Raw genomic sequence first — 24,431 nt, forward strand, 5'->3', positions numbered from 1 at the left:
TAAGATGGAAAATCAGGTTTTATTGGATATCGCAAAAAAATCTATTGAAAAGAAGTTTGATTCAAATATAAAGATTGATAAAACAAAACTTTTAACTGATTTTCCAGAATTAAAAGAAAATGGTGCAACTTTTGTTACTTTGACTCTTGATGGGCAACTAAGAGGTTGTATTGGAAGTTTACAAGCTTATAGACCACTTTTGGATGATTTGATTTCAAATGCCTTTGCAGCTGCTTTTGAAGACCCAAGATTTTATGAATTAACGCCCTTAGAGTTTAAAAAAGTAAATATAGAAATCTCTATTTTAACAACACCTGTTGAAGTTTTATATAGTGATTTAGAAGATTTAAAATCAAAAATAAAACCAAATATACATGGTGTGATTTTACAAAAAGATGGAAGAAGAAGTACTTTCTTGCCACAAGTTTGGGAACAACTTCCTAGTTTTAAAGAATTTTTTGCACATCTTTGTTATAAAGGAAGTTTTGAAGTAAATTGTTTGGAGTTTCATCCTCAAATCTTTACTTATGAAGTTAAGAAGATAAAATGAAATTTTATAAACAAGAAAAAGAGCGATTAGTTTGCCTTTTATGCTCTTATTATTGTAAGTTAAAAGTAGGGCAAACGGGAGTTTGTGGAGTAAATAAAAATATTGGGGATAAAATCGAGTGTTTAGTTTATGGATATTTGAGTGCTTTAAATATTGACCCTATTGAGAAAAAACCTCTTTATCACTTTTTACCCTCTTCAAAATCACTTTCTTTAGGAACTGTTGGTTGTAATTTTAGATGTTCATTTTGTCAAAATTGGCAAATCTCGCAAAACAATAATATAAATAAAAATAACTATTTTAGTGTTGATGAAATAGTAAATATAGCAAAAGAGAAAAAGTGTGAATCAATTTCATATACTTATAATGAACCAACAATTTTTTATCCATTTGCAAGGGATATTGCTCTAAAAGCCAAAGAGTTTGGCCTAAAATCAGTTTTTGTTTCAAATGGATTTGAAAGTAGTGAAGTAATAGCCGATATGAAAGGTGTTATTGATGCTATGAATATTGATTTGAAATCTTTTGATAAAAACTATTATAAAAAATCTTTAGGTGGAGATTTAAAAGTTGTTTGTGATAATTTAATAAACATTAAAAAGAATGACATTCATTTAGAAATTACAACTTTGATAGTTCCTTCAAAAAATGATTCAAAAGTTGAATTAGAAAATATAGTTAAATTTATAAAAGAAAATCTTGGAGTTGATGTTCCTTGGCATATTAGTGCTTTTCACCCAGATTATAAAGAACAAGATTTAGAACGAACAAAAGATGAGAGTCTAGAAATGGCTTATGATATTGCAAAAAGTCATGGGTTAAACTATGTTTATATGGGAAATAGCACTTTTGAGAATGATACAGTTTGTAAAAATTGTGGTGAAGTTTTAATACGAAGAGAATATTTTAATATTTTAGAAAACAGAGTTTTAAATGGATGTTGTCCAAAATGTAAAACAAAACTTGATGGAGTTTTCAAATGAGTATAAGAAAAGCAGTTGTAAGTGGAAGTTTTTATCCAAGTAAAAAAGAAGAGATTTTAAAATATATAAATCATTTTAATAGTAATGATTTTAAAACTGAAACTTTTGAAGATATAAAAGCTATTATTGTTCCCCATGCTGGATATATTTATAGTGGATTTACTGCAAATTTAGCTTATCAATTAGTTTCAATTTCAAAAAAAGATATAAAAAGAGTTGTTGTTATTGGTCCATCACATAGAGTTTACTTAAAAGGTGCTAGTGTTGCACTTTATGATGAATATGAAACTCCACTTGGAAATCTAAAAATTGATAAAGAGTTTTCTCAAAATTTAATAGATAAATATGATTTTTTAGATTTTAACGTTGAGTGTGAATTTGAGCATTCAACTGAAACTCAAGCTCCATTTATAAAATACTATTTTGAAAATGTAAAATTAGTTGAGATAGTTTATGGTGAGATTAATTACGAAGATTTATCAAAAGTTATAAATGAGGTTTTAGCCGATGTTGATAATTTTGTAGTAATAAGTACAGATTTAAGCCATTTTTATACATTAGAAGAAGCACAAAAACTTGATAATGTTTGTTTAGAGGCCATAGATAAAAAAGATTTAAAACTTTTTGATTATTGTGAAGCTTGTGGAAAAGTTGGAGTAGAAGCGATTATAAATTGGGCTATTAAAAATAATTATGAAACTAAAATATTAAATTATTGTACAAGCGCAGATGTTACAAAAGATAAAAGTAGGGTTGTTGGATATACATCAGCTCTCATAGGAAAATAGATGTTTACACTTAAAAAAATTATTTCAGCATTTTTGTTGCCAATTCCAATTGGTATTTTTTTACTTTTTATAGCTTTTATTTATTTGATGTTTAATTCCCATAAAAAAGCTAAAGTATTTCTATTTTTAGGTTTGTCTTGGTTTGTTCTTCTCTCATTTCAGCCAATTTCAAATGCTATTTTAGCACCACTTGAAAATTCCCATAAAGCTTTGATAGAAACTCCAAAAGTAAACTATATTTTAGTTTTAGGAAGTGGACATAAAAGTGATGAAAGTTTAAGTATAACTTCTCAAATAAAAATGACAGGAATAAATAGATTAGTTGAGGGAGTTAGACACTATAAAAATTTAGAAAAGGCAAAACTAATAGTTTCAGGTTATAGTTTTAGTGATAAAAATTCCCATGCTTTTATGCAAGAACAACTAGCTATTTCTTTGGGTGTAAATCCAAATGATATTATAAGACTTGAGACTACAAAAGATACAAAAGAAGAGGCAATTGAAACAAAAAAAATAGTTGGGGATAATGAACTTATTTTGGTAACTTCAGCTTCACATATGAAACGTTCAGCTTTGTTATTTGAAAAGGAGGGCTTAAAAATAATTGCAAGTCCAACCAATCATATGGCATATGAAGATAGTTCTTATAGTTCATTTTTTTCTGCAAATAATTTAAGAAAATGTGAATTAGCTTTTCATGAATATTTAGGATTAATCTATTCTTGGTTAAGAGATGAGATTTGATATTGGATTAATCCAATATTTGATAATATTGCAACAAAGTTGCAAATGAAGGTTTTTAGTGGAAATAATAAATATAAGTAATTTATCTTATCGATATCATAAAACAGATGTATTAGAAAATATAAATTTATCAATAAGTGAAAATGACTTTTTAGCGATAATTGGTCCAAATGGTGGAGGAAAATCAACTTTATTAAAATTGATTTTAGGATTATTGACTCCTCAAAGTGGAAAAATTGAGAAAAAAATAAAAAATAATCAAGTAGGATATGTTCCTCAAAATACAAATCTTAATACAGATTTTCCAATAACTGCATTAGAAATAGTTTTGATGGGGCATACAACTTCTAAAAAAAAGATATTTGGATATTCTAAAGAGGATATATCTTGTGCAATGAGTTCTTTGGAAAAAGTTGGAATGGCAAAATTTGCTAAGAGTAAAATTGGTGATTTAAGTGGAGGACAAAGACAAAGAGTATTTATTGCACGAGCTTTGTGTTCAAATCCAAAAATTATGTTACTTGATGAACCAACAGCAAGTATTGATGTAAAAGGTCAAAAAGAGATTTATGAACTATTAAAAGAATTAAATAAATCTATATGTATAGTTGTTGTTAGCCATGATATTTCAGTTTTATTAAACTATGCAAAAAATGTTGCACACATAAATAAAAATTTAGTTTATCACTCTTTAGAAAATATAGAAAAAAATATAGATACACAAAATGAACATTTATGTGAAGTTGAACTCTTATCAGCATTAGGAAAAACTCAAATTTGTTGTAATCACAACCATTAAGGGTAAAAGATGTTAGAAGTTTTACAATATGAATTTATTCAAAATGCTTTAATTGCAGGAGTTTTGATTTCAATTGCTGCAGGAATTATAGGTTCTTTAGTGGTAGTAAATAAGATTACATTTTTAACAGGTGGAATTGCACATAGTTCTTATGGTGGAATTGGTCTTGCTATTTATTTAGGGATACCAGTTCTTTTTGGTGCTACTGTTTTTGCTGTATTAACAGCTGTTATTATTGCAATAATTACACTAAAAAATAGAACAAGAATTGATGCAATCATTGGAATGATGTGGGCAAGTGGTATGGCTATTGGTATTATATTTGTGGATTTAACACCTGGATATAATGTGGATTTGATGTCATATCTATTTGGTTCAATTATTGCTGTTTCAAATGATGATATTTTATATATGACTTGTTTAGATATTTTTATTATAGGAATAGTTGTATTTTTTTATAAAGAGATTTTAGCAGTTTCATATGATAGTGAGTTTGCAAGTTTAAGAGGTATAAATGTTAAGTTTTTTTATACACTTATTTTAATCTTAGCTGCTCTTTGTGTTGTTGCTGCTATTAAAGCTGTTGGATTGATTTTAGTTATTGCACTTTTAACAATACCAACATATTTAGCTGAAACTTTTGCATCAAAATTATCAACTATGATGATAATTAGCTCAATTTTAGCTACAATGTTTACAATTTTAGGACTTATAGTTTCATATATGTATGATATTAGCTCTGGTGCTAGTATTATTATGGTAGCTGTTATTATTTTAGCAGCAGTGAAATTTTTGAATTTTAAAAAATAAATTAAAAGAAACGGAAAAACCAAATGAATGAAAAAATAGAAGTAGGAAGATTAAACACTTTAAGAGTAAATAGGGTTAGTGAACCAGGAATTTATCTAATAAGTGAAGATGAAACAGAAGTTTTACTGCCAAATGCTTATGTAAATAAATCTATGGAAATTGATAGTTTATTAGATGTATTTATCTATACAGATAGTGAAGATAGACTTGTTGCAACTACATTAAAACCATATGTTTATTTATATGAATTTGCATTTTTAGAAGTAGTTGATAATATGAAGTTTGGTTCATTTGTAGATATTGGACTGCCAAAACATATTTTAGTTCCAAAAAACAAACAAAAGGGAACTTATGAAGTTGGAAAAAGAAAAGTTTTACAACTTCAATTAGATGATAGAACAAATAGATTAATAGCTTCTGAAAAATATGATTTACTAAAATCTGTTAAAAATTTAGAAAAAAATGATGAGGTTGAAATAATACTTTATTCAAAAACACCTCTTGGATATAAAGTAATAGTAAATGATAGATATGAAGGTATGATTTATCACACAGAGATTTTTGAAAATTTAAAAATTGGTGATAAAAAAAGAGCTTATATAAAAAATATTAGACTAGATAATAAAATTGATTTGTCTTTACAAAAAATTGGTGTTAAAGTTTCAGGTGATAAAGTTTTTGATGTTTTAGTACAAAATGGTGGAAAATTAGATTTTACATATAAAAGTGAAGCTTCTGATATAAATGAGGTATTTGGACTTAGTAAAAAAGCCTTTAAAGCATCATTGACAAAACTTATTAGTGAAGATAAAATTGTGCTTGAAGAGAGTTGTATTAGAGTTAAATAGTAACAGATAAAAGAATTACATCTTGATTGCAAATAATTAAGACATCTTTTATCCTATTTGAATATAATTTCGTAAATATTAAAAAATTAAAGGAAAATTATAATGGCAACAACAAAATTAAAAGGTAACGAAGTAACTTTAAGTGGAACAGAAATCAATGTAGGAGATATCGCTCCAGTTGTTACAGTTGTAGCTGGTGATTTATCAGATGTTCAAGTTGGTGGAGAAAAAGGTAAAGCTCAAATCGTAGTTGTAGTTCCATCTTTAGATACAGCAGTTTGTGCCGCTGAAACAAGAAAATTTAACGTTGAAGCAGCAAAAGTTGAAAATGCAGAAGTAATCGTAGTTTCTATGGATTTACCATTTGCAATGAAAAGATTTTGTACAACTGAAGGAATTGAGAACTTAACTGTTGGTTCAGATTTTAGAGCAAAAGCTTTTGCTAAATCTTACGGTGTTTTAATCTCTTCAGGACCATTAGCAGGTGTTGCGTGTAGAGCAGTATTTGTTATCAATGCTTCTGGAAAAGTAGTTTATAAAGAAATTTGTCCAGAAATTACAGAAGAGCCAAATTATGAAGCAGCATTAGAAGCAGCTAAAGGTGCAACTTCAACATCTTGTTGTGGAACTTGCCACTAATTTTTTAAAAGCCACTTTTTAGTGGCTTTTTTTTACTATTTTTTCTCTTTTTTCTTTCTCTCTTAATTTTAAAATTTTAAAACAGTAGTATAATAGTCTTAAGTAATTTTATTATGAGGAGTAATTATGCTTAAAAATCTAGTAAAAATCTTATTGTTTTCATTTTTAAGTTTTCAAATGTTAAATGCAGCTTCAGTTGTAAATGATGGTTTTGAAGAGTTAAAAAAAGGAAATATTCTTGAAGCAGCAAATATTTTTCAAAATGCTTGTAATGAAGGTGCGTCATCAGGTTGTTATAATCTTGGACTTTTATATTATAAAGGTGACAAAATAGCAAAAAATTATTCAAAAGCATTTGATTATTTCTCTAAAGCTTGTGAAAATGATCATATAGGTGCTTGTTATAATTTAGCATATATGTATCAAAATGCACAAGGAACACTACTTAATTCACTAAAAGCAATAGAGTTATATGATAAAACTTGTAAAGCAGGAATTAGTGCCGGTTGTTACAATATTGCAAATATGTATGAAGTAGGTGATGGTGTTGAAAAAGATTTATTTAAAACAGTTGATTATTTAACTCAAGCTTGTAATATGAATCATTCAAAAGCTTGTTATAACTTAGCTGTTAGATTTACAAATGAAGATGGAGTTGAAAAAAATCCATTAAGAGCTGCAAATCTTTATCAAAAATCTTGTGATTTAGGATATGCAAATGCTTGTTATAATTTAGGTGTAATGTATTTTGATGGAGAGTTTTTTACAAAAAATAATGATTTAGCAGCCCAACTATTTAAAAAGGCTTGTGATATGAATCTTGATATTGCTTGTGAAGCTTATTCGAATCTAAAAAAATAGTTCTTGTTTAGAATCAAGGTTTTATTTTTTAATAACAGTTAAAATCTCTTAAAAATTTTAGGAGATTTTATGTTATTAACTTGGTATAAAAAATTTTCATCCCAGCCACATCAACCATTCTTTTCTAGTGGAATCTTATTTTTTACTCTATTTATGATGTTATTTATTTTTATTTATTCAAATATTTTGACTTTAGATACATCTGTTTTGACTTATCATGCTTATAGTATGGTGTTTGTTATTTTTATTCAATTCTTTTTAGGATTTCTATTTGTAGTTTTCCCTAGATTTCTTATGCAAGCAGAAATACCAATAAAAAAATATATGACACAATTTTTTATATATTTTCTATCATCTTTAGGAATATTTCTAAGTTTGATTTTTTATTCAAAAATTACAACTGTTTTTCAAATCTTACTTCTTGTTGGGCAAATTTTAAGTTTTAGATTACTTTATTCTATTCATAAAAAAAGTTTGGTTCAAATAAAAGAGGATACAAAATGGATTTTAATAGCATTTTGTATTGGACTTGTTTCTCATTTTTTATTTATAGTTTCTAATATTGACTTTAAATATTCTCATTTTGTTTCAAAAATTGCAATAAATAGTGGATTTTATCTATTTTTATTTATGATAATATTTGTGATTTCACAAAGAATGATTCCATTTTTTACAACAGCAAAAGCACCAAATTATAAAATCAATAAGAGTCCAAAACTCCTTGAAATTGTCTTCTCTTTATTGGTTTTAAAAGTTCTGATTTTATCTTTTGATAATCCTAAATTAAATCTTATTAGTGATATTCCTTTATTATTTGTTATTACAAAAGAGTTGATAAGATGGAAACTTCCATTTTTTAGAGTTCCGGCTATTATGTGGGTTTTATATCTTGGTCTTTATTGGATTCCATTTGCTTTAGTTATTTCTATAATTGAGAGTTTTATGGCTTTTTATGCTCCTTTTATCTATTTTGAAAAAGCTGTTATTCATACTCTTGCTTTAGGATATTTTATTACACTTTTGGTTGGTTTTGGAACAAGGGTTATTTTGGGACATTCAGGAACAACACCCCATGCAAATAAATTTGCAATATCAATTTTTATTGCTTTACAATTTATTGTATTACTTAGAATTTTTTCTTCAATAAGTATGAATTTTGCTTTAGATTACATCTTTTTTATAAATTTAACTGCAACTTTATTAGTTTTAGTTTTATTTATTTGGTCTTGTGAATACATAACTATTTTATTAAAAGGCAAATAAAAAATTTATTCTAAACGTATCCTTTACACAAAATTTCTATAATTTTATTAGAAATATAAAGGATATGTTATGAAAATAATTAGAAAAAAATCTTGGCAATTAAATGAAAATCTTGTAACTTCTAAAGAATTATTTGAAAAAAGAAGAAGTTTTATAAAACTTGGAGCTGCTACACTTGTATCAAGTGGAGCTATTATGGAACTTTTTGCAAATGAAAAATTACCTACAGAAACTTTAACTTATATAAAAGATAAAAATATAAATAATCTAAAATTAAATACATATGAACAAATAACTTCTCATAATAATTTTTATGAATTTACTACAAAACAAAGTGCCGTAAAAGATATGGCACACACTTTGAAAACGGAAAACTGGAAAGTAACAATTGATGGTTTAGTTGAAAAACCAATGGAAGTTGATTTAGATGATTTAGTAAAAATGTTTGATATTGAAGAGAGAATTTACAGATTTAGATGTGTTGAAGGTTGGTCTATGGTTGTTCCTTGGAATGGATTTACACTTTCTAGTTTAATAAAAAAAGTAAAACCACTTTCAAATGCAAAATATTTAAGATTTGAAACTTTAGTTGATAAAGATAGTTTCCCTGACCAAAACAGAGGCGTATTTGCAACACTTGATTATCCTTATGTTGAAGGATTACGAATGGATGAAGCTATGAATGATTTATCTTTTTTAGCTATTGGATTATATGGCGAAGTAATGCCAAAACAAAATGGCGCACCAATAAGACTTGTAGTTCCTTGGAAATATGGATTTAAGTCAATTAAATCAATAGTAAAAATCTCTTTTGTAGAAAAAGAACCACTTAATACTTGGCAAATACAAAATCCAAAAGAGTATGGTTTTTATGCAAATGTAAATCCAAATGTTGACCATCCAAGATGGTCTCAAAAAAAAGAGCGAGTTTTAGGAAGTTTTTTAAAACAAAACACTTTGATGTTTAATGGTTATGAAAAAGAAGTTGCAAGTTTGTATAAAAATATGGATTTAACAAAGTATTTCTAATGGTACGATTTTTTATATATTTATTAAGTTTAGCTCCTCTTATTTACTTAAATGTTAACTTATTTATATTTGATAATGTAAATGACCCAATTAAGTACATCTATACAATAACAGGTGGAACGGCAACTTTAATACTATTTTTTACAATTTTAATTTCACTACTTAAAGAGAAAATAAATTTAATGAAATATAGAAAAGAAGTAGGACTTTTAGGATTTTTTTATGCTTTATTACATCTTTTAAATTTTGTAGTTTTAGATGCTTCTTTTGATTTAGATTTTATTATGAAAGAGACTATTGAAAAACCATTTATATATCTTGGAATGATTGCTTTTTTTATAGTTTTATTTATGTTTATAACTTCAACAAAACAACTTTTTAGAAAATATAATAAATATCATAAATTAATATATTTAGCTTTGATTTTAATAACAATTCACTGGATAATGGCACAAAAATCAATAAATATTTCCCAATATGTATATATAGGAGTTATTTTATTACTTGGATATTATAAACTTTTACAACAAATAGAGAAGAATATAAATAAGTCCTAAATTAAATTCAAGTTAACTCTTGGTTAATTTTTTATTAGATTTTAGTTAATGTTGAGTGATTATAATTTACTTATAGATAAGTTGACGCAGCGGCTTATTTATAAGATAAGATTTCTTAAATAGATAATTTTTTATGTTTCCTTGTGTAAAGAAGGATGTCTCCCCTGGGCATCCTTTTTTATTTTCAAATTGTCTTAAATCTTTTATGCTACTATTGCGAAATGATTAAACTTTTAAAAAATACAAATAACTAAATCCTATGCCTTTATCAAACCTAAATCAAGAACAACTAGAAGCGGCAACTTGTCCCTATGGTTTTAACCTTATTATTGCAAGTGCTGGAACAGGAAAAACTTCTACAATAGTTGGACGAATTGCAAACTTAATAAATAATGGTGTTAAACCTAATCAAATATTACTTTTAACCTTTACAAACAAAGCAGCAGCTGAAATGGTAGCAAGGGTTGCTAAATTTTTTGGAAAAGATATTGCCAAACAAATTATGGCTGGAACTTTTCACTCTGTTTCTTACAAACTTTTAAAAGAACTAAATGTAAATATTACTTTAAAACAACCAAATGAATTAAAAACACTTTTTAAATCTATTTATGAAAAAAGAGTTTTTATGGAAAGAGATGATGAAGCAAGTCCTTATGATGGTGGATATTTGTATGATATGTACTCTTTATATTTAAACTCAAATGATGGTGAAGATTTTGCTTCATGGATAAAATCAAAAAATGCAAGTCATGAAATTTATACTTTGATTTATGAAGATGTAGTTGCTGAATTTCATGAATTAAAAACAAAATATGGTTATGCAAATTTTGATGATTTATTAACAATTATGCTTGAAACTTTAAAAGAAAAAGAGTTTGATTTTAAAGAAATTTTAGTAGATGAATATCAAGATACAAATCCTTTACAAGGAAGATTACTTGATGGATTTAGACCAAAATCACTTTTTTGTGTAGGTGATTATGACCAAAGTATTTATGCTTTTAATGGGTCTGATATTGGAATTATTTCAACTTTTGCAAAAAGATATGAAAATGCAAAAGTATTTACTCTTAGAAAAAATTACCGTTCAACAAAACCAATCTTAGATTTAGCAACAAAAGTTATTGAATTTAATGAAAGAGTTTATGAAAAAAAACTTGAAGTTGTAAGAACTCAAGATGAACATAAACCAAAATTATTAGCTTTTAATGAACTTTTTTCTCAATATGAATATATCTCACAATTAATTTCAAAAAGTGAAACACCTCATAGTGAAATTGCAATTATTTATAGAAATAACTCTAGTGCAGACGGAATAGAAGCAAATTTGAGGGAGTTTTCAATTCCTGCACGTAGAAAAGGTGGAATGAGCTTTTTTGACTCTGTAGAAGTTAAATTTATTCTTGATGTTTTAGTTATGCAACTTTCACATAATGATATGATGGCTTTTATTCACGTTGTTGAGCATGGAAAAGGGATTGGAAAAGCAATCGCAAAAGATGTATTTGATGCTCTAATGAGACTTGGAGATGGGGATATTTTAAAAGGTTTATTCCAACCACGAAGTGACATAAATAATCCTTATGAAACAGGAAGAATCAAAAATCAGCAATTAGGGTTATTTGATGATTTTATTGAGTTAGGTTCTGTTTCAAAATTTAAAGATTGTAATTTTGAAGAGGCATTTTTAGGGAATCCAATATTAAAACATCCAAAACTAAATGTTGATGGAGGAAAATATCTTTATGATATTTATTTATTAATGAAACATTTAAGAAGAACAAAAAATCCTGAGACATTGGTTGGAAATATTATCTCTTCTATGGCTTATTCTAAGTTAAAAGATTTTTTATCAACAAAAAGAGCAACTCAAAAAGATGGAACTATAAATCCAATGCAAAAAACAAAAGCCCTAGCTAAAATAAATAGAAAAGGTATGCTTTTAAAAAATCTTTCAAGAAACTTTAATGACCTCTCAAAATTTATTAACTCTATGATTTTAGGTGGAAGTGAGATGAGTGAAGGTGATGGAGTAAATCTACTTTCTATTCATGCAAGTAAAGGTTTGGAGTTTAAAGAAGTTTATGTAATAGATTTAATGGATGGAAGATTTCCAAATCGAAAACTTATGAGTAAAGGTGGAAGCATAGAAGAAGAGAGACGTCTTTTTTACGTTGCAGTTACAAGGGCAAAAGATATCTTATATCTTTCATATGCAAAGTATGACAAGATAAAAAAGCTTACTTTTGTAGCAAGTCCTTTCTTAAAAGAAGCAGGAATGCAAATAAAAGACGAAGACGAATCTTCTATTCAAGAGTAATATTATAAAATACGCCATTTTATTAAATTGGAAATAAGATGGAAAAATTTTTTCTAATCATAACTGTTTGTACAATAATTATGATTTCTCCTGGTGTCTCTAAATTAACTAGAACTCCTATTGTTGTTGTTGAGATATTTTTAGGTCTATTCGCTGGATATTTAGGCTTATTGTATGATGATGAAACATTAAAACTTGTAGCTAAATTCGGATTTGTTTATTTGATGTTTTTAGCTGGTCTTGAAATAAATTTAAAACTTGTAAAAATCATAAAAGCAACTCTTGCAATAAATGTTATTTTATATTTTATATTTTTATATACAATTTCAGGTCTTGTTTGTTGGATTTTCAATTTAGGTGTTACATATTTTGTTGCTCTTCCTATTTTCTCTTTAGGTATGATTATGATGCTTATAAAAGAGTATGGGAAAGATGAACCTTGGTTAAACTTAGCTTTATCAATAGGTGTTGTTGGTGAAGTTATAAGTATTTTGGCACTTACTTTATTTAGTGGTTGGATTGAGTATGGATTTAATATTCAGTTTTTTCTTTCTCTTTTAACAATATTTAGTGTTATTGTTGTTAGTATTTTGGGATTAAGAATTTCATATATTTTATTTTGGTGGTTTCCTGAATTTAAAAACTTTTTAATCCCAGATTCTCATAATGATAGATACAATCAAGATATTAGATTTTCAATTTCAAGCTTACTAATTTTAGTAGCAATTATGCTTGTATTAAAAATTGATGTTGTTTTAGGGGCTTTTACAGCAGGTCTATTTTTTAAAATGTTTTTTAATCAAAAACATGAACTTCTTGAAAAAATAGAATCTTTTGGTTTTGGTTTTTTTGTGCCTATATTTTTTATCTATACAGGTTCAACTGTTAAACTTGATATGATAACTTTTGATATTTTAAAACATGCAATTTTTATTATGTGTGCGATTATTATAATAAGACTTATAAGTTCATATTTGTCTTTTTACAAATATTTAAAGTTTAAACAGACTACACTTTTTGCTTTAAGTGATTCTATGCCTTTAACTTTTATGGTTGCAATTGCAATGCTTTCATTTAACTACGGTTTAATCTCTCAATCTGAATATTTTTCTTTCATAATTGCAAGTATGATTGATGGTTTATTTCTTATGATTTTTATTAGAAAATTATATAAAATTTTTGATACAAAAACTAAAATAGTTTAATAAAATATGGAATTTTTATGAATGCTTATTCATAAAAATTCCATATTATAAGCAAAACAAATATCTTCTATAACCCCCAATTATTCGTGCTATTCTAATGCTACCAAGGGTAATAATTTGTCTATTAAAATATAAGAAAAATTAATAAATTAAGTTTTGTTTTAACTTATAAAATCTATAATTGATGCGATGAAGAATTTTTATAAATATAGTCAAATTTTATAGGAGGTTAAAGTTGAAAAACAGCAAAGTTTTAGAAATAAAAGAAAATTCTAATGCAGTTCAAACAACAACTAGAAGAGAATTTTTTAAAAAAACTGCTATTTATTCTGCTGGAGCCTTAAGTGCTGCGTCTGTATTATCACCAGTTTTAGCAAAAGCTGATGATCCTGCAATTATAAATGATGCACCTTGGGGACAAAAATTAGGAGATCCAGTAGATAAAAATCTGTATGGTGTGCCATCACCTTATGAGCATAATAACATTAGAAGAACGCATGATTTATTCTCATCAGGGGATTCATATGCTTCTGTATCTATGTGTCCAATTCATGAATCTGAAGGTATTATTACACCAAATGGATTATTCTTTACAAGAGATCATGGTGGGACAGCTCATGTTGATCCAAATGAGTGGAGATTAATGATTCATGGTAAAGTTAAAAAAGAGATTGTTTTAACTTTAGATGATTTAAAAAAATATCCAAGCGAAACAAGAATTTATTTTATTGAGTGTCCTGCAAATGGAAGTCCAGAGTGGAGAGGTCCACAATTTAATAGTTTACAATTTATGAAAGGTCTTATGAGTGCTGCTCAATGGACTGGAGTTATGTTAAAAACTATTTTAGATGATTTAGGACTTGAAAAAGATGCAGTTTGGATGTTGGCTGAAGGAAGTGATAATGCTTCTAATCCAAGATCTATTCCTGTTGAAAAAGCACTTGATGACGTAATGGTTGTTTGGGGACAAAATGGTGAAGCATTAAGACCTGAACAAGGTTATCCTGTAAGACTTATCGTTCCAGGATGGGAAGGTAATGTAAATACTAAATGGTTAAGAAGATTAGAATTTAGTGATAAACCTTGGCATTCAAAAGAAGAAACTTCAAAATATACAATGCTTCAAAAATCTGGAAAAGCTATTAGATATTTCTGGGTAAATGAAGTAAACTCTGTAATTACTTCTCCATGTCCTGAAAAACCATGGACAAACTTGAAAAAAGGTGAGTTAGTAGAGATTGAAGGTCTTGCTTGGTCAGGACATGGAACAATCAAAGGTGTTGATATCTCTTTTGATGGTGGAGATAATTGGGTTGAAGCTAAACTTAAAGGTTTAGTATTACCAAAATCTTGGACTAGATTTAGTTATGTGATGAGATGGAATGGAAAACCTTTATTATTAGCAAGTAGATCTTATGATGATTTTGGAAATATTCAACCTACAATCGACCAAGAAACTTCTGCTGTTGGTGTTGAATCTGTTTATCATAGAAATGCAATTGTAACTTGGGAAATTACTGAAAAAGGAGAGTGTAACAATGTTCAAATTAGAAAACACAAAAAAGCTTAAAAATACTCTTCTTAGTTTTGGCTTATCAACTTTATTAGTAACTTCTGCTGTTGCTGCTACTAAAGAGAGTTCTGTTGATGGAGCTGTTAAGTATCCAATTAAAGATGGAAAATACTCTTCATACTATGTTAATACTCAAGAAGTAAAAAATTCAGCTATTGGAAGAACTCCAACAAAAAGAGAAATTACAGCTTGGGATGTTGATGCAAAACCAGATGGAACAGGTTTACCTGAATTTGATATGAAACACGGTGAAGTTGTATTAGGTGAAGATGGAAAACCAAAAAAAGCAGAAGGTTCAGTTGAATTAGGAAACGAATTATATGATGCACAGTGTGCTATGTGTCATGGTGATTTTGGTTCAGGTGGAAAAGGTTATCCAATGCTTGCTGGTGGTTCTAAAGAGTCTTTAAAAATTCAAAGATTAAATCCAGCAGATGAAAATCCAAATCCAGATACTCCAATTAGAACAATTGGTTCTTATTGGCCATATGCTTCAACTTTATATTGGTATGTTCAAGATTCTATGCCATTCCCACATCCAAAAACATTAACAAATAGTGAAACTTATGCAATTACTGCTTATTTATTATCAGTAAATAATATTACTATTGATGGTGTTGAGTTAGATGATGAGTATGTATTAGATAAAGAAAAACTGATGAAAGTTATCATGCCAAATCATGATGGTTTCTATCCAGAAGTTGATACTCCAAATCCAAAAGATGGTGTTAAAAATATGACAGCATTATTATCTGATCCAAAAATATATGGAACAGGTACAAGATGTATGAAAGATTGTATAAAAGAAGATGTAAATAATCTTTTAATGAAAATAAATATAGATTTAACAGCTAACTCAAATCAACCAATGTCAGTTGAAAGATCTCTTCCTAAAGTTGATGCAAGTTCTGTAAAACCAGGTCAAGCTGATTATGAAGCTAGTTGTTCTGCTTGTCATGGAAATCCAGCAATTGGTGCTCCTGTTGTAGGTGATAAAGCTGCTTGGGCTAAGGTACTTGAAAAAGGTGTGGATAAAGTTTATCATAATGGAATTAATGGTATAAATGCTATGCCTCCTAAAGGTGGAACAGACTTTAGTGATGAAAAAATGAAAGAAATAATCGATTATATGATTAATTCTAGTAAATAATAAAGGAGAGTGCTATGAATATAATCAAAAATTTAATAACTGCAACTGCAATAAGTGGTTTTATTGCAGTTAGTGGTTTTGCAGCTGATGATGAATTAGTTAAAAAAGGTGAAAAAATCTTTACAACTAATACAAAAGGAAATTGTATTGCTTGTCACGCTATTAATGGTAAAACACTAGATGGACCAGGAACTATGGGACCTGTTTTACAATATTTATCAGCTTGGCCTGAAGAAGCATTATATGATAAGATTTTTGATCCATATGTTTCAAATCCAATTTCAGCAATGCCTGCATTTGGTAAAAATGGATGGTTAAGTGATGATGAAATTAAAGCATTAGTTGCTTATTTAAAAACAATAAATTAATAAAAAGGAAATAAAAATGATTAATAGAAGAAATTTTTTAGGTTTAGGATTAGGTGCTATCGCAATTGCAGCAATTCCAGGTAAATTAAGTGCAGTTGATTTTAGAGAAACAAAACCAAAAGCTTGGACAGCAACTAAAGTTGATGAAGCTATAAAAGAACTTTTTGGAACATCAGCTACTGTTGAAGGTGGAATTAATTTAAGTGCTCCAGATATCGCTGAAAATGGTGCAGTTATCCCTGTATCTTTTGATACTCAATTAAAGGCTACAAGAATTGCAGTATTCCAAGATGCTAACCCAGAAAGTGCTGTTGCTATATTCTCTTTAAATGAATTCAGTGTTGCTGATTATGCAATTAGAATTAAAATGGCAAAAACAGGAACTGTAACAGTTGTTGCAGAAGCAGAAGGTAAATTACACGCAGTTTCTAAATTAGTAAAAGTTACAATTGGTGGATGTGGTGGTTGATCTAATTCAACTAAATTATCATTTAATTAATATAGAAAAATAAAAAAATATAAAGGAAAATAAAATGGCAGGTACTACAAAAATTAAAGCAAAATTAAAAGATGGAATTGTTGAAGTTAAAGCATTAGCATCACACCCAATGTTAAGTTATCAAGAAGCTGAAAGAGCAAAAAAAGAAGTAAATTTTATTACATATGTAGTTGCAAAAGTTGGAGACAAAGTTGTATATGAAGCATCAACTTCTCAATTTTTATCAAAAGACCCATATTTAAAATTCTCATTCAAAGGTGCAAATGCTGGTGACACAATTGAATTAACATGGAAAGATTTAAAAGGTAATACAGACGTAAGTAGTGAGAAAATCAAATAATTACTTTTGTAATTAATTAAAAAGGAGAGAAACCATGTTATTAAAAATTGCTAAGTCAACAGCACTTTTAGTACTAGCAGCATACTCTTTAAATGCTGCTGATTTCAGTGCTGGAGCTGAAAAAGATAGAATTGAAATGATTAAGTATTTTGAAGCTAAGTTTGCTGATCCAGAAAAAAACAAAGATAGATTCTTTCCGTATTCAACAGAAGAAGAATTAAAGAATGATTATGCAAAAGGTTTAAAACATAATGATTTTAATATTGGAACTTATGCATTTTCAAAAGATGCAAAAGCACAATATGAAGCAATCAAAGAGATGCCACCATATGAAGATGCAATTGATGCAGGAGAAGAGTTATATAACAAAAAGTTTGCAAACGGTAACTCATTTGCAACTTGTTTCCCTGATCCAGCTGTAGCAAATATCTATCCATATTATGATGAAAAGAAAAAAGATGTTGTTACTTTAACATCTGCAGTTAATGATTGTCTAAGAGATAATGGTGAAAAAGAGTTTAATACTCAAAAAGGTGATATGGCAAATATTCAAGCATATTTAGTAAATGCTACAACTGAAGCTGGTAAAAAGTTTGATATTAAAATTCAAAGTGAAGCAGCTAAAAAAGCATATGAAAATGGTAAAGAATATTACTATACTCAAAGAGGTTATCTAAAATTATCTTGTGCAACTTGTCACGTTCAAGGTGCTGGACAAAGAGTTAGAAATGAAAAACTTTCTCCTTTAACTGGACAAATTACTCAATTCCCAGTTCATAGATTAAAATGGGAAGAGTTAGGTACTTTAGAGAGAAGATTATCAGGTTGTATAGTTGACCAAGGACAAGTTTCGCCAAAAGATGAAAGTACGCAAATGAAAGAATTAGTTTATTTCTTAGCTTACATGTCAAATGGTATGTCAATTGATGGTCCAGATATAAGAAAGTAATAAGGTGAAGATTATGAAAAAAACAATTTTAAAATTCGCAACAGTTACAGCATTATCAACTTTAGGACTAACAACTTTAGGTGCTTCTGAAATATCTAAATTAGATGTTAAAAAAGAGTGTAATGTTCAAGCAAATGGTGTAGAAAAAGTTATTGCAACTGCTGCAAAATATAATGAAATAGCTGTAAAACATAAAGTTGAATTTATGAGACTTGGAATGAAAGCTAGCCAATATATTGATGCAGTTAATAACTCTTTAAAAAGTGGTTCTAAAACTATTGATATTGTTGATGCTAAGGGTAAAAAAACTGAAGAAGCAACAATTGAGTTTGGTGCTTGGAGAGCTTGTTCTTTTGCAATTAGTGCAGTAGTTCAAGAAGAAGAAGCAAAAACTACTTGGAAAATGGCTAGTCCTAGTGATGGCTATAAATATTAATATTTTTGTTAATGTTTAAATTAAAAGAAGTCAAGATTCAACTCTTGGCTTTTTTTATTTTCAAAAAATGCTAAAACTTGCTGGAAATAGAAATTTTTATATAAATTTGAGCTTTTTTCAAGTTCATATTTATGTATATTAATAATAAATAAGGTAAAAAAATGAGTAAATTAAGTAGAAGAGAATTCGTTTATATGATGGCTGTACTTGGTGCTGCTCCTGTATTCGCAAATTCACATACAAGAATGGTAGAAACAACTAACAAATTAGAAGATTATTATAAATTAAAACCATTTGGAAATGCAAGATTATTACATATGACAGACTCTCATGCACAATTATTACCTGTGTATTTTAGAGAGCCAAGTGTTAATCTTGGATTCTTTGGAAATTTAGGAAAACCACCTCATATTGTAGGTGAAAAACTTCTTGATTATTATGGAATAAAAGGGAATAAAAGACTTGAATACGCATATTCATGTGTAAATTTTGAAGAACATGCAAAAGTTATGGGAAAAACTGGTGGTTTTGCTCAAATAAAAACAGTTGTAGATTTTTTAAGAAATAGTTATGGAAAAGAGAAAACTCTTTTATTAGATGGTGGAGATACTTGGCAAGGAACAGCAACAGCACTTTGGACAAGAGGAAAAGATATGGTTGGTGCTATGAACTTACTTGGTGTTGATGTTGCTGTTGGACACTGGGAATTTACATATAAAGCAGAAGAAGTTTTAGAAAATGTAAAAGCTTTAAATGCAGAGTTCTTAGCACAAAATGTTTTTGTTAAAGAAGATGCACTTATGAATGGTGCAGAAGCTTATGATGAAGATAGTGGATTAGCATTTAAACCTTATACTATCAAACAATTAGGAAAAGCAAGAGTTGCCATTATTGGTCAAGCATTCCCATATACAACTATTGCAAATCCACAAAGATTTATTCCTGATTGGACTTTTGGTATTAAAGATGACAATATGCAAGAAATTGTAAACAAAATTAAAGCTGAAGAAAAACCAGATGCAATTATTGTTTTATCTCATAATGGTTTTGATACAGATAAAAAAATGGCAGAAGTTGTAACAGGAATAGATTTTATTATGGGTGGACATACTCATGATGGTGTTCCTGAAGCAGTACCAGTTAAAAATGCAAGTGGTACAACTTATGTTTGTAACGCTGGATCAAACGGTAAATTCTTAAATGTATTAGATTTAGATATTCAAAATGGAAAAATCAAAGACTTTAAATTTACTTTATTACCAATTTTTTCTGATTTAATAGCTGAAGATAAAGATATGAAAAAATACATCGAAGATGTAAGACTTCCTTTCTTAAAAGATTTAACAAGAGAAATAGCTACAACTGAGCAAACTCTATTTAGAAGAGGGAACTTCAATGGTTCTTGGGACCAAATTATTTGTGATGCACTTTTAGAAGTAAAAGAAGCACAAATCTCTTTATCTCCAGGATTTAGATGGGGAACTTCTGTAATGCCAGGTCAAGCTATTACGTTTGATGATTTAATGACTCAAACAGCTATGACATATCCAGAAACTTATGCAAGAGACATAAAAGGAACAGATATTAAAGCTATTTTAGAAGATGTTGCTGATAACTTATTTAACGAAGATCCATTCTATCAACAAGGTGGAGATATGGTAAGAACTGGTGGAATTTCTTATAAAATAAATCCAAAAGCAAAAATGGGTGAAAGAATTTCTGACATTGTTCTTACAAAAACTGGTGAAAAACTAGACGCTTCTAAATCTTATAAAGTAGCTGGTTGGTCAACTGTTGGAGCACAAAGTGAGGGGGAACCTGTTTGGGAAACTGTTGAAACTTACTTAAAAAATGTAAAACATATTAGTAATATCAAAGTTGATACTCCTGATATTATTGGAGTAAAAGGTAATCCTGGAATTATCTAATTTTGAAAAAGTATAAAGAATTTTCTTTATACTTTTTTCAATTTAATAGATATTTTTTTTAAAATATTTTTTAAGTTGAAAAGGATTTTATTTTGATAAAAATTTTATGTTTAACACTCTTTTTTGTTTTTAATCTATTTGCAGATTTTAAAGAGGGTGAGATTATTTTTAAAAACAAATGTTCATCTTGTCACAAAGATTATATCTCTATGAATACTTTAAAAGAGAATTTTTTTGAAAAAAATAATAAGTTATTAAATCTTAAAGCACCAACTGTAAATATGTTAGTTTACGCAATTATGGATAGTCCTAAAAAAATAGGTGATTCAAATGATATTGAAATGCAAGAGATGGAAATAGAAAATTATTTAAAATCATATTTAGAAACTCCAGATAGATTTAACTCAATTTGTGATGAACATATTTTGTCTTTTTATGAAACTAAGCCAAGTATGAAAGGGGAGTTAAATGAGGAAGATTATAAAAATTTAACAAACTATTTTATGCTTTATAAAGACAATTTAACAATCTCAAATAAAGAGATTGAAAAAACTTTTTCTTCTACAAATGAAAAAGAGATTTTAGAAAAAGCTAAAAAAGAGAATAAAAAAATCATAGTTTATGCAACTTCAAAATCTTGTTTTTTTTGTAAAAGAATGGATAGAGATGTATTAAATTTAGATGAAGTTAAAAAAGAGATGAATAAAAATTATATCTTTGTTAAAAATGATATGGATGAATCAACTTTACCTTTTGATTTACAAAAGGTTTATAAAAAAATTACACCAACATTTTTTATTTTATCAAAAGAGGGAACATATATAAAACAGTATCCTGGAGCTTGGATTAAAAGTGATTTTTTACAAATATTAAAAGAGAATGTGAAATAAAATGAAAAATATTGGAAAAGTATTAGAAATATTTAGTGCTACAAAAGAGTCAAGTGGACTTCCAAGACCAAAGGTAAAAGAGTTAAATCTAATAGAAAATTTTGGAATAGAAAATGATAAATTTGCAGGAAAAAAACTTGAACAAACGGTTATGATAGTTGGATTAAAGTCTTATGAAATGGCACGTGAACAAAATATAAATTTAGAGTTTGGAAGTTTAGGGGAAAATATTTTATTAGATTTTGACCCACATAATTTAGAAGTTGGAACAAATCTAATAATAGGTGAAACTATTATTGAAATAACTCAGGTTTGTACCGTTTGTAATCACTTGAGTGTTTTTGATAAAAATTTGCCACAATTATTAAAAGCTCATAGGGGACTTTATTGTAAGATAATAAAAAGTGGCTTCATATTTAAAGATATGGAAGTAAAAATAAAAGGATAAAAATGATTAAAAAAATTTTATTAATTTCTTTATTGGCGATGTTTTCATTTGCCGAATCAAAATTTAGTGACCCACAACCAACTTTTGATAATCCAAGAAAAGTTGTTTACTCTTTATATGTTGGTGATTTAGAAACAGTTAATCACACAATTGGTTCAATGTACAATATTTTAAAAGAGTATCCAAGTGAGAGTTTAAAAATAGTTGTTGTTGCTTATGGTAAAGGTTTAAGAGTTTTAAAAAAAGATTATGATGCAAATACTTTAAATAGAGTAAAATCATTGATGGAATATGACGTAGAGTTTGTTGCTTGTAAAAATACAATGGAAACTATGAAATGGACTGAAAAAGATTTTATAGATGGTATTTCTTATACTCAAGCGGGAATTGTTGAAGTTATTGAAAAACAACAAGAGGGTTATATTGGAATAACTGCTTATTAAAAATAAATCCTTTTTTTAGGATTTATTTACTTTCGTGATACTCTTCTTCTGTATTTACAGACCAAATATTATCTTTTGATTTTATGTTATTTTGAATATTTTTAACAGCTTGCATCGCACTTAACATTGAATGGTCCATATTATTGTATCTATGCATTCCATTTCTTCCTACACAATAAAGATTTTTTATAGTATTTATATATTTTTTGATTTCATCAAAATTATCATAGCTTCCAAAGTATGCAGGATAAGCTTTTTCTACTTTTATAACAGTTGAATCAATTACATCTTTTTTATCAATTAAATCAATTTTTACAAGTTCATTTATTGCAAACTCTTTTAATTCATCTTCTTCTAAACTCCAAATTTCATCGCCAACATTACAAAAATATTCTAATCCAATCCAAATTTTATCTGGATTTTTAATCATATATGGACTCCAGTTATTAAAAACTTGGATACGTCCAACTTTTACATCAGATTCTTGAATATAAATCCAATTATCAGGAATGATGTTATTTATAGTTTTGAAATTTGTGTCGTTATTGATTTTTAGTTTTTCTAAAAGAATTCCAACAGTTATAAAATCTCTATAAACTAAATTTTGGGCAATATTTCTTACCTTTTTATCAATTTTTTCATCTTCTATTGAACTAATTAAATCTTTTATTGCCATTGTTGAGATGATATGATTTGCTTCATACTCTTTTGATGAGGAAAATATTTTTTTAATTTGATTATCTTCTATTACTAATTTATCTACTTTTGAAAAATTTTCTATTTTTACTCCGTTTGATAAACAGATATTTAAAACTTCTTCCCAAAGTTGTCCTGGACCAAATTTAGGATAAAAGAATTTTTCAATCAAAGTTGTTTCTATATTTTTTTGATTTATATTCTCTTTTGATTTAAAATTTTTTTTCAAAGCATGCATTATAGTTTTTGTAATTGATAAACCTTTTATTCTTTGAGCTCCCCATTGTGAGCTGATTTTATAGCAAGGTACACCCCAAACTTTTTGTGTATAATCTTTGAAAAAAGTTTTATAAAGCTCATTTCCAAATCTATTGATAAAAAAGTTTTCTAAGGTTGATTCATCTTTTAAAGGGAAAAAAGTTCTATAAATATAACTCATTCCAATTTTTATTATTCTTATAATTCCTAAGTTTTTTACTGTTTTTAAAGATAAAGAGATTGGATAATCAAAAAACTTTCTCAAAAATAAAATTCTTGATAATCTATTTCTAATCAATAAAACTTTATCTTCAATATCTGGGTCGGGTGCATTTTCTAAAGTTGAAACTTCAGTGATAGTTTTTGTTTGTTTGTAGTCTTTTGCTAAACTTCCTTGAATTGGTAAAATATTTTGCCACCAATTCATAACTCTATCAGATTTAGAAAAAAATCTATGTCCACCAATATCAATTCTATTTCCGTTGTAAAGAATAGTTCTTGAAATTCCACCAATTTCATTTGAAGCTTCTAAAATAGTAATATCATATTTATCATCAAGTGATAGTTCATATGCAGCTGTTAAACCTGCTGGTCCTGCACCAATGATTAATACTTTTTCTTTCATTTAAAACCTTAGTTAAAATAATAATATTTTTCTAGCAGAGAAATTCCAAAGGAAAACTATAATTGTTGATAAAATTTTACTTACAACTAAACTCTCTTCAAATTTTTCAATACACACAAATAATGTAACTTGATTTATTAATAAACCAATAATTCCAATATTTGCAAATAAAATATACTCTTTCATTTTGTGATTAATTTTTCTATTTGTAAAAACAAAATTTACGCTTAGGATATAATTTGTTGTTAATCCAAATAAAAATGCAAGAACATTAGCAATCAGATAATGAACATCTAAATAATTAACAAAAAAAAAGAATACGGAAAAATCAACAATAAATGATATTCCACTTACAAAAAAATATTTAATAAATTGATTTTTTTTACAATTAGACTTATTGAGTATAAAATTTTTTAACAAATCAAACTTTCA

At 27.5% G+C, this 24,431-nt stretch carries 27 protein-coding genes; 25 read left to right on the top strand and 2 right to left on the bottom strand.

Features of this window, described 5'->3' with window-relative positions:
* The first annotated feature begins 4 nt into the window (after window positions 1-4).
* The 25 genes from amrA to AELL_RS03570 all read left to right on the top strand — a co-directional run bounded on the left by amrA (window position 5) and on the right by AELL_RS03570 (window position 22,420).
* Window positions 5-550, top strand: coding sequence for an AmmeMemoRadiSam system protein A (gene amrA, locus AELL_RS03450; RefSeq protein ID WP_118916602.1), 546 nt, complete (start codon window positions 5-7; stop codon window positions 548-550).
* On the top strand, window positions 547-1,533 hold the full coding sequence (gene amrS / locus AELL_RS03455; RefSeq protein WP_118916603.1) for an AmmeMemoRadiSam system radical SAM enzyme: 987 nt from the start codon (window positions 547-549) through the stop codon (window positions 1,531-1,533). Before amrA ends, amrS begins: the two co-directional genes overlap by 4 nt.
* Complete coding sequence (gene amrB / locus AELL_RS03460; RefSeq protein WP_118916604.1) at window positions 1,530-2,321, top strand: AmmeMemoRadiSam system protein B; 792 nt, start codon at window positions 1,530-1,532, stop codon at window positions 2,319-2,321. Before amrS ends, amrB begins: the two co-directional genes overlap by 4 nt.
* Window positions 2,322-3,065 (top strand): ElyC/SanA/YdcF family protein, encoded by a 744-nt coding sequence (locus tag AELL_RS03465; protein ID WP_118916605.1) that lies wholly within the window; start codon window positions 2,322-2,324, stop codon window positions 3,063-3,065. It abuts the gene before it with no gap.
* 58 nt (window positions 3,066-3,123) lie between these two features.
* Window positions 3,124-3,864 carry a metal ABC transporter ATP-binding protein gene (locus AELL_RS03470; protein WP_118916606.1) on the top strand — a complete coding sequence of 247 codons (741 nt, stop codon included), beginning with the start codon at window positions 3,124-3,126 and terminating at the stop codon, window positions 3,862-3,864.
* A gap of 9 nt (window positions 3,865-3,873) precedes the next feature.
* Entirely contained in the window at window positions 3,874-4,674 is an 801-nt protein-coding gene (locus AELL_RS03475; RefSeq protein WP_118916607.1) for a metal ABC transporter permease, read from the top strand.
* Window positions 4,675-4,697: 23 nt separating this feature from the next.
* Window positions 4,698-5,522 (top strand): CvfB family protein, encoded by an 825-nt coding sequence (locus AELL_RS03480; RefSeq protein WP_118916608.1) that lies wholly within the window; start codon window positions 4,698-4,700, stop codon window positions 5,520-5,522.
* A 102-nt stretch (window positions 5,523-5,624) separates the two neighbouring features.
* A complete protein-coding gene (gene prx-suh / locus AELL_RS03485) occupies window positions 5,625-6,161 on the top strand; it encodes a thiol peroxidase Prx-SUH (protein ID WP_118916609.1) in 537 nt (178 codons plus the stop codon).
* A gap of 126 nt (window positions 6,162-6,287) precedes the next feature.
* The gene (locus AELL_RS03490) at window positions 6,288-7,022 is read left to right on the top strand and encodes a tetratricopeptide repeat protein (RefSeq protein WP_118916610.1); all 735 of its coding nucleotides are present in this window, start codon (window positions 6,288-6,290) and stop codon (window positions 7,020-7,022) included.
* Window positions 7,023-7,091: 69 nt separating this feature from the next.
* Window positions 7,092-8,285: an NnrS family protein gene (locus AELL_RS03495; RefSeq protein ID WP_118916611.1), complete on the top strand. Its 1,194-nt coding sequence runs from the start codon at window positions 7,092-7,094 to the stop codon at window positions 8,283-8,285.
* Window positions 8,286-8,354: 69 nt separating this feature from the next.
* A complete protein-coding gene (msrP, locus tag AELL_RS03500; protein ID WP_118916612.1) occupies window positions 8,355-9,314 on the top strand; it encodes a protein-methionine-sulfoxide reductase catalytic subunit MsrP in 960 nt (319 codons plus the stop codon).
* Window positions 9,314-9,871: a protein-methionine-sulfoxide reductase heme-binding subunit MsrQ gene (locus AELL_RS03505; protein WP_118916613.1), complete on the top strand. Its 558-nt coding sequence runs from the start codon at window positions 9,314-9,316 to the stop codon at window positions 9,869-9,871. The genes msrP and AELL_RS03505 overlap by 1 nt, the downstream gene beginning before the upstream one ends.
* 259 nt (window positions 9,872-10,130) lie before the next feature.
* Complete coding sequence (locus AELL_RS03510) at window positions 10,131-12,191, top strand: ATP-dependent helicase (RefSeq protein WP_118916614.1); 2,061 nt, start codon at window positions 10,131-10,133, stop codon at window positions 12,189-12,191.
* A 38-nt stretch (window positions 12,192-12,229) separates the two neighbouring features.
* On the top strand, window positions 12,230-13,396 hold the full coding sequence (locus tag AELL_RS03515) for a cation:proton antiporter (RefSeq protein ID WP_118916615.1): 1,167 nt from the start codon (window positions 12,230-12,232) through the stop codon (window positions 13,394-13,396).
* 235 nt (window positions 13,397-13,631) lie between these two features.
* Window positions 13,632-14,966 carry a sulfite dehydrogenase gene (gene soxC / locus AELL_RS03520; RefSeq protein WP_118916616.1) on the top strand — a complete coding sequence of 445 codons (1,335 nt, stop codon included), beginning with the start codon at window positions 13,632-13,634 and terminating at the stop codon, window positions 14,964-14,966.
* On the top strand, window positions 14,935-16,119 hold the full coding sequence (locus AELL_RS03525) for a c-type cytochrome (RefSeq protein ID WP_118916617.1): 1,185 nt from the start codon (window positions 14,935-14,937) through the stop codon (window positions 16,117-16,119). Before soxC ends, AELL_RS03525 begins: the two co-directional genes overlap by 32 nt.
* Window positions 16,120-16,133: 14 nt before the next feature.
* Entirely contained in the window at window positions 16,134-16,487 is a 354-nt protein-coding gene (gene soxX / locus AELL_RS03530) for a sulfur oxidation c-type cytochrome SoxX (RefSeq protein ID WP_118916618.1), read from the top strand.
* 16 nt (window positions 16,488-16,503) lie between these two features.
* Window positions 16,504-16,956, top strand: a complete 453-nt coding sequence (gene soxY / locus AELL_RS03535; protein ID WP_118916619.1) for a thiosulfate oxidation carrier protein SoxY — start codon at window positions 16,504-16,506, stop codon at window positions 16,954-16,956.
* Window positions 16,957-17,020: 64 nt separating this feature from the next.
* Entirely contained in the window at window positions 17,021-17,326 is a 306-nt protein-coding gene (soxZ, locus tag AELL_RS03540; RefSeq protein WP_118916620.1) for a thiosulfate oxidation carrier complex protein SoxZ, read from the top strand.
* A 34-nt stretch (window positions 17,327-17,360) separates the two neighbouring features.
* Complete coding sequence (soxA, locus tag AELL_RS03545; protein ID WP_118916621.1) at window positions 17,361-18,275, top strand: sulfur oxidation c-type cytochrome SoxA; 915 nt, start codon at window positions 17,361-17,363, stop codon at window positions 18,273-18,275.
* A 13-nt stretch (window positions 18,276-18,288) separates the two neighbouring features.
* Complete coding sequence (locus AELL_RS03550; protein WP_118916622.1) at window positions 18,289-18,711, top strand: hypothetical protein; 423 nt, start codon at window positions 18,289-18,291, stop codon at window positions 18,709-18,711.
* A gap of 161 nt (window positions 18,712-18,872) precedes the next feature.
* On the top strand, window positions 18,873-20,639 hold the full coding sequence (soxB, locus tag AELL_RS03555; protein ID WP_118916623.1) for a thiosulfohydrolase SoxB: 1,767 nt from the start codon (window positions 18,873-18,875) through the stop codon (window positions 20,637-20,639).
* 92 nt (window positions 20,640-20,731) lie between these two features.
* Window positions 20,732-21,529 (top strand): thioredoxin family protein, encoded by a 798-nt coding sequence (locus AELL_RS03560; RefSeq protein WP_192941211.1) that lies wholly within the window; start codon window positions 20,732-20,734, stop codon window positions 21,527-21,529.
* Window position 21,530: 1 nt separating this feature from the next.
* Window positions 21,531-21,977 (top strand): MOSC domain-containing protein, encoded by a 447-nt coding sequence (locus AELL_RS03565; RefSeq protein ID WP_118916624.1) that lies wholly within the window; start codon window positions 21,531-21,533, stop codon window positions 21,975-21,977.
* Window positions 21,978-21,979: 2 nt separating this feature from the next.
* Window positions 21,980-22,420 (top strand): DsrE family protein, encoded by a 441-nt coding sequence (locus tag AELL_RS03570; protein WP_118916625.1) that lies wholly within the window; start codon window positions 21,980-21,982, stop codon window positions 22,418-22,420.
* 22 nt (window positions 22,421-22,442) lie between these two features.
* On the opposite strand, the gene AELL_RS03575 is transcribed toward AELL_RS03570, so the two are convergent.
* Together AELL_RS03575 and AELL_RS03580 are read right to left on the bottom strand one after the other, a co-directional pair.
* A complete protein-coding gene (locus tag AELL_RS03575) occupies window positions 22,443-23,999 on the bottom strand; it encodes an NAD(P)/FAD-dependent oxidoreductase (protein ID WP_118916626.1) in 1,557 nt (518 codons plus the stop codon).
* 12 nt (window positions 24,000-24,011) lie between these two features.
* Complete coding sequence (locus tag AELL_RS03580) at window positions 24,012-24,419, bottom strand: GtrA family protein (RefSeq protein ID WP_118916627.1); 408 nt, start codon at window positions 24,417-24,419, stop codon at window positions 24,012-24,014.
* Between the last annotated feature and the right edge of the window lie 12 nt (window positions 24,420-24,431).

The organism is Arcobacter ellisii (genome assembly GCF_003544915.1).
Classification (GTDB): Bacteria; Campylobacterota; Campylobacteria; order Campylobacterales; family Arcobacteraceae; genus Aliarcobacter; species Aliarcobacter ellisii.

What these genes read in the sequence shown, in the direction of transcription:
- amrA (WP_118916602.1), top strand. Translation starts at nt 5, where the DNA reads ATGGAAAATCAGGTTTTATTGGATATCGCAAAAAAATCTATTGAAAAG.
- amrS (WP_118916603.1), top strand. Translation starts at nt 547, where the DNA reads ATGAAATTTTATAAACAAGAAAAAGAGCGATTAGTTTGCCTTTTATGC.
- amrB (WP_118916604.1), top strand. Translation starts at nt 1,530, where the DNA reads ATGAGTATAAGAAAAGCAGTTGTAAGTGGAAGTTTTTATCCAAGTAAA.
- AELL_RS03465 (WP_118916605.1), top strand. Translation starts at nt 2,322, where the DNA reads ATGTTTACACTTAAAAAAATTATTTCAGCATTTTTGTTGCCAATTCCA.
- AELL_RS03475 (WP_118916607.1), top strand. Translation starts at nt 3,874, where the DNA reads ATGTTAGAAGTTTTACAATATGAATTTATTCAAAATGCTTTAATTGCA.
- AELL_RS03480 (WP_118916608.1), top strand. Translation starts at nt 4,698, where the DNA reads ATGAATGAAAAAATAGAAGTAGGAAGATTAAACACTTTAAGAGTAAAT.
- prx-suh (WP_118916609.1), top strand. Translation starts at nt 5,625, where the DNA reads ATGGCAACAACAAAATTAAAAGGTAACGAAGTAACTTTAAGTGGAACA.
- AELL_RS03490 (WP_118916610.1), top strand. Translation starts at nt 6,288, where the DNA reads ATGCTTAAAAATCTAGTAAAAATCTTATTGTTTTCATTTTTAAGTTTT.
- AELL_RS03495 (WP_118916611.1), top strand. Translation starts at nt 7,092, where the DNA reads ATGTTATTAACTTGGTATAAAAAATTTTCATCCCAGCCACATCAACCA.
- msrP (WP_118916612.1), top strand. Translation starts at nt 8,355, where the DNA reads ATGAAAATAATTAGAAAAAAATCTTGGCAATTAAATGAAAATCTTGTA.
- AELL_RS03505 (WP_118916613.1), top strand. Translation starts at nt 9,314, where the DNA reads ATGGTACGATTTTTTATATATTTATTAAGTTTAGCTCCTCTTATTTAC.
- AELL_RS03510 (WP_118916614.1), top strand. Translation starts at nt 10,131, where the DNA reads ATGCCTTTATCAAACCTAAATCAAGAACAACTAGAAGCGGCAACTTGT.
- AELL_RS03515 (WP_118916615.1), top strand. Translation starts at nt 12,230, where the DNA reads ATGGAAAAATTTTTTCTAATCATAACTGTTTGTACAATAATTATGATT.
- AELL_RS03525 (WP_118916617.1), top strand. Translation starts at nt 14,935, where the DNA reads ATGTTCAAATTAGAAAACACAAAAAAGCTTAAAAATACTCTTCTTAGT.
- soxX (WP_118916618.1), top strand. Translation starts at nt 16,134, where the DNA reads ATGAATATAATCAAAAATTTAATAACTGCAACTGCAATAAGTGGTTTT.
- soxY (WP_118916619.1), top strand. Translation starts at nt 16,504, where the DNA reads ATGATTAATAGAAGAAATTTTTTAGGTTTAGGATTAGGTGCTATCGCA.
- soxZ (WP_118916620.1), top strand. Translation starts at nt 17,021, where the DNA reads ATGGCAGGTACTACAAAAATTAAAGCAAAATTAAAAGATGGAATTGTT.
- soxA (WP_118916621.1), top strand. Translation starts at nt 17,361, where the DNA reads ATGTTATTAAAAATTGCTAAGTCAACAGCACTTTTAGTACTAGCAGCA.
- AELL_RS03550 (WP_118916622.1), top strand. Translation starts at nt 18,289, where the DNA reads ATGAAAAAAACAATTTTAAAATTCGCAACAGTTACAGCATTATCAACT.
- soxB (WP_118916623.1), top strand. Translation starts at nt 18,873, where the DNA reads ATGAGTAAATTAAGTAGAAGAGAATTCGTTTATATGATGGCTGTACTT.
- AELL_RS03565 (WP_118916624.1), top strand. Translation starts at nt 21,531, where the DNA reads ATGAAAAATATTGGAAAAGTATTAGAAATATTTAGTGCTACAAAAGAG.
- AELL_RS03570 (WP_118916625.1), top strand. Translation starts at nt 21,980, where the DNA reads ATGATTAAAAAAATTTTATTAATTTCTTTATTGGCGATGTTTTCATTT.
- AELL_RS03575 (WP_118916626.1), bottom strand. Translation starts at nt 23,999, where the DNA reads ATGAAAGAAAAAGTATTAATCATTGGTGCAGGACCAGCAGGTTTAACA.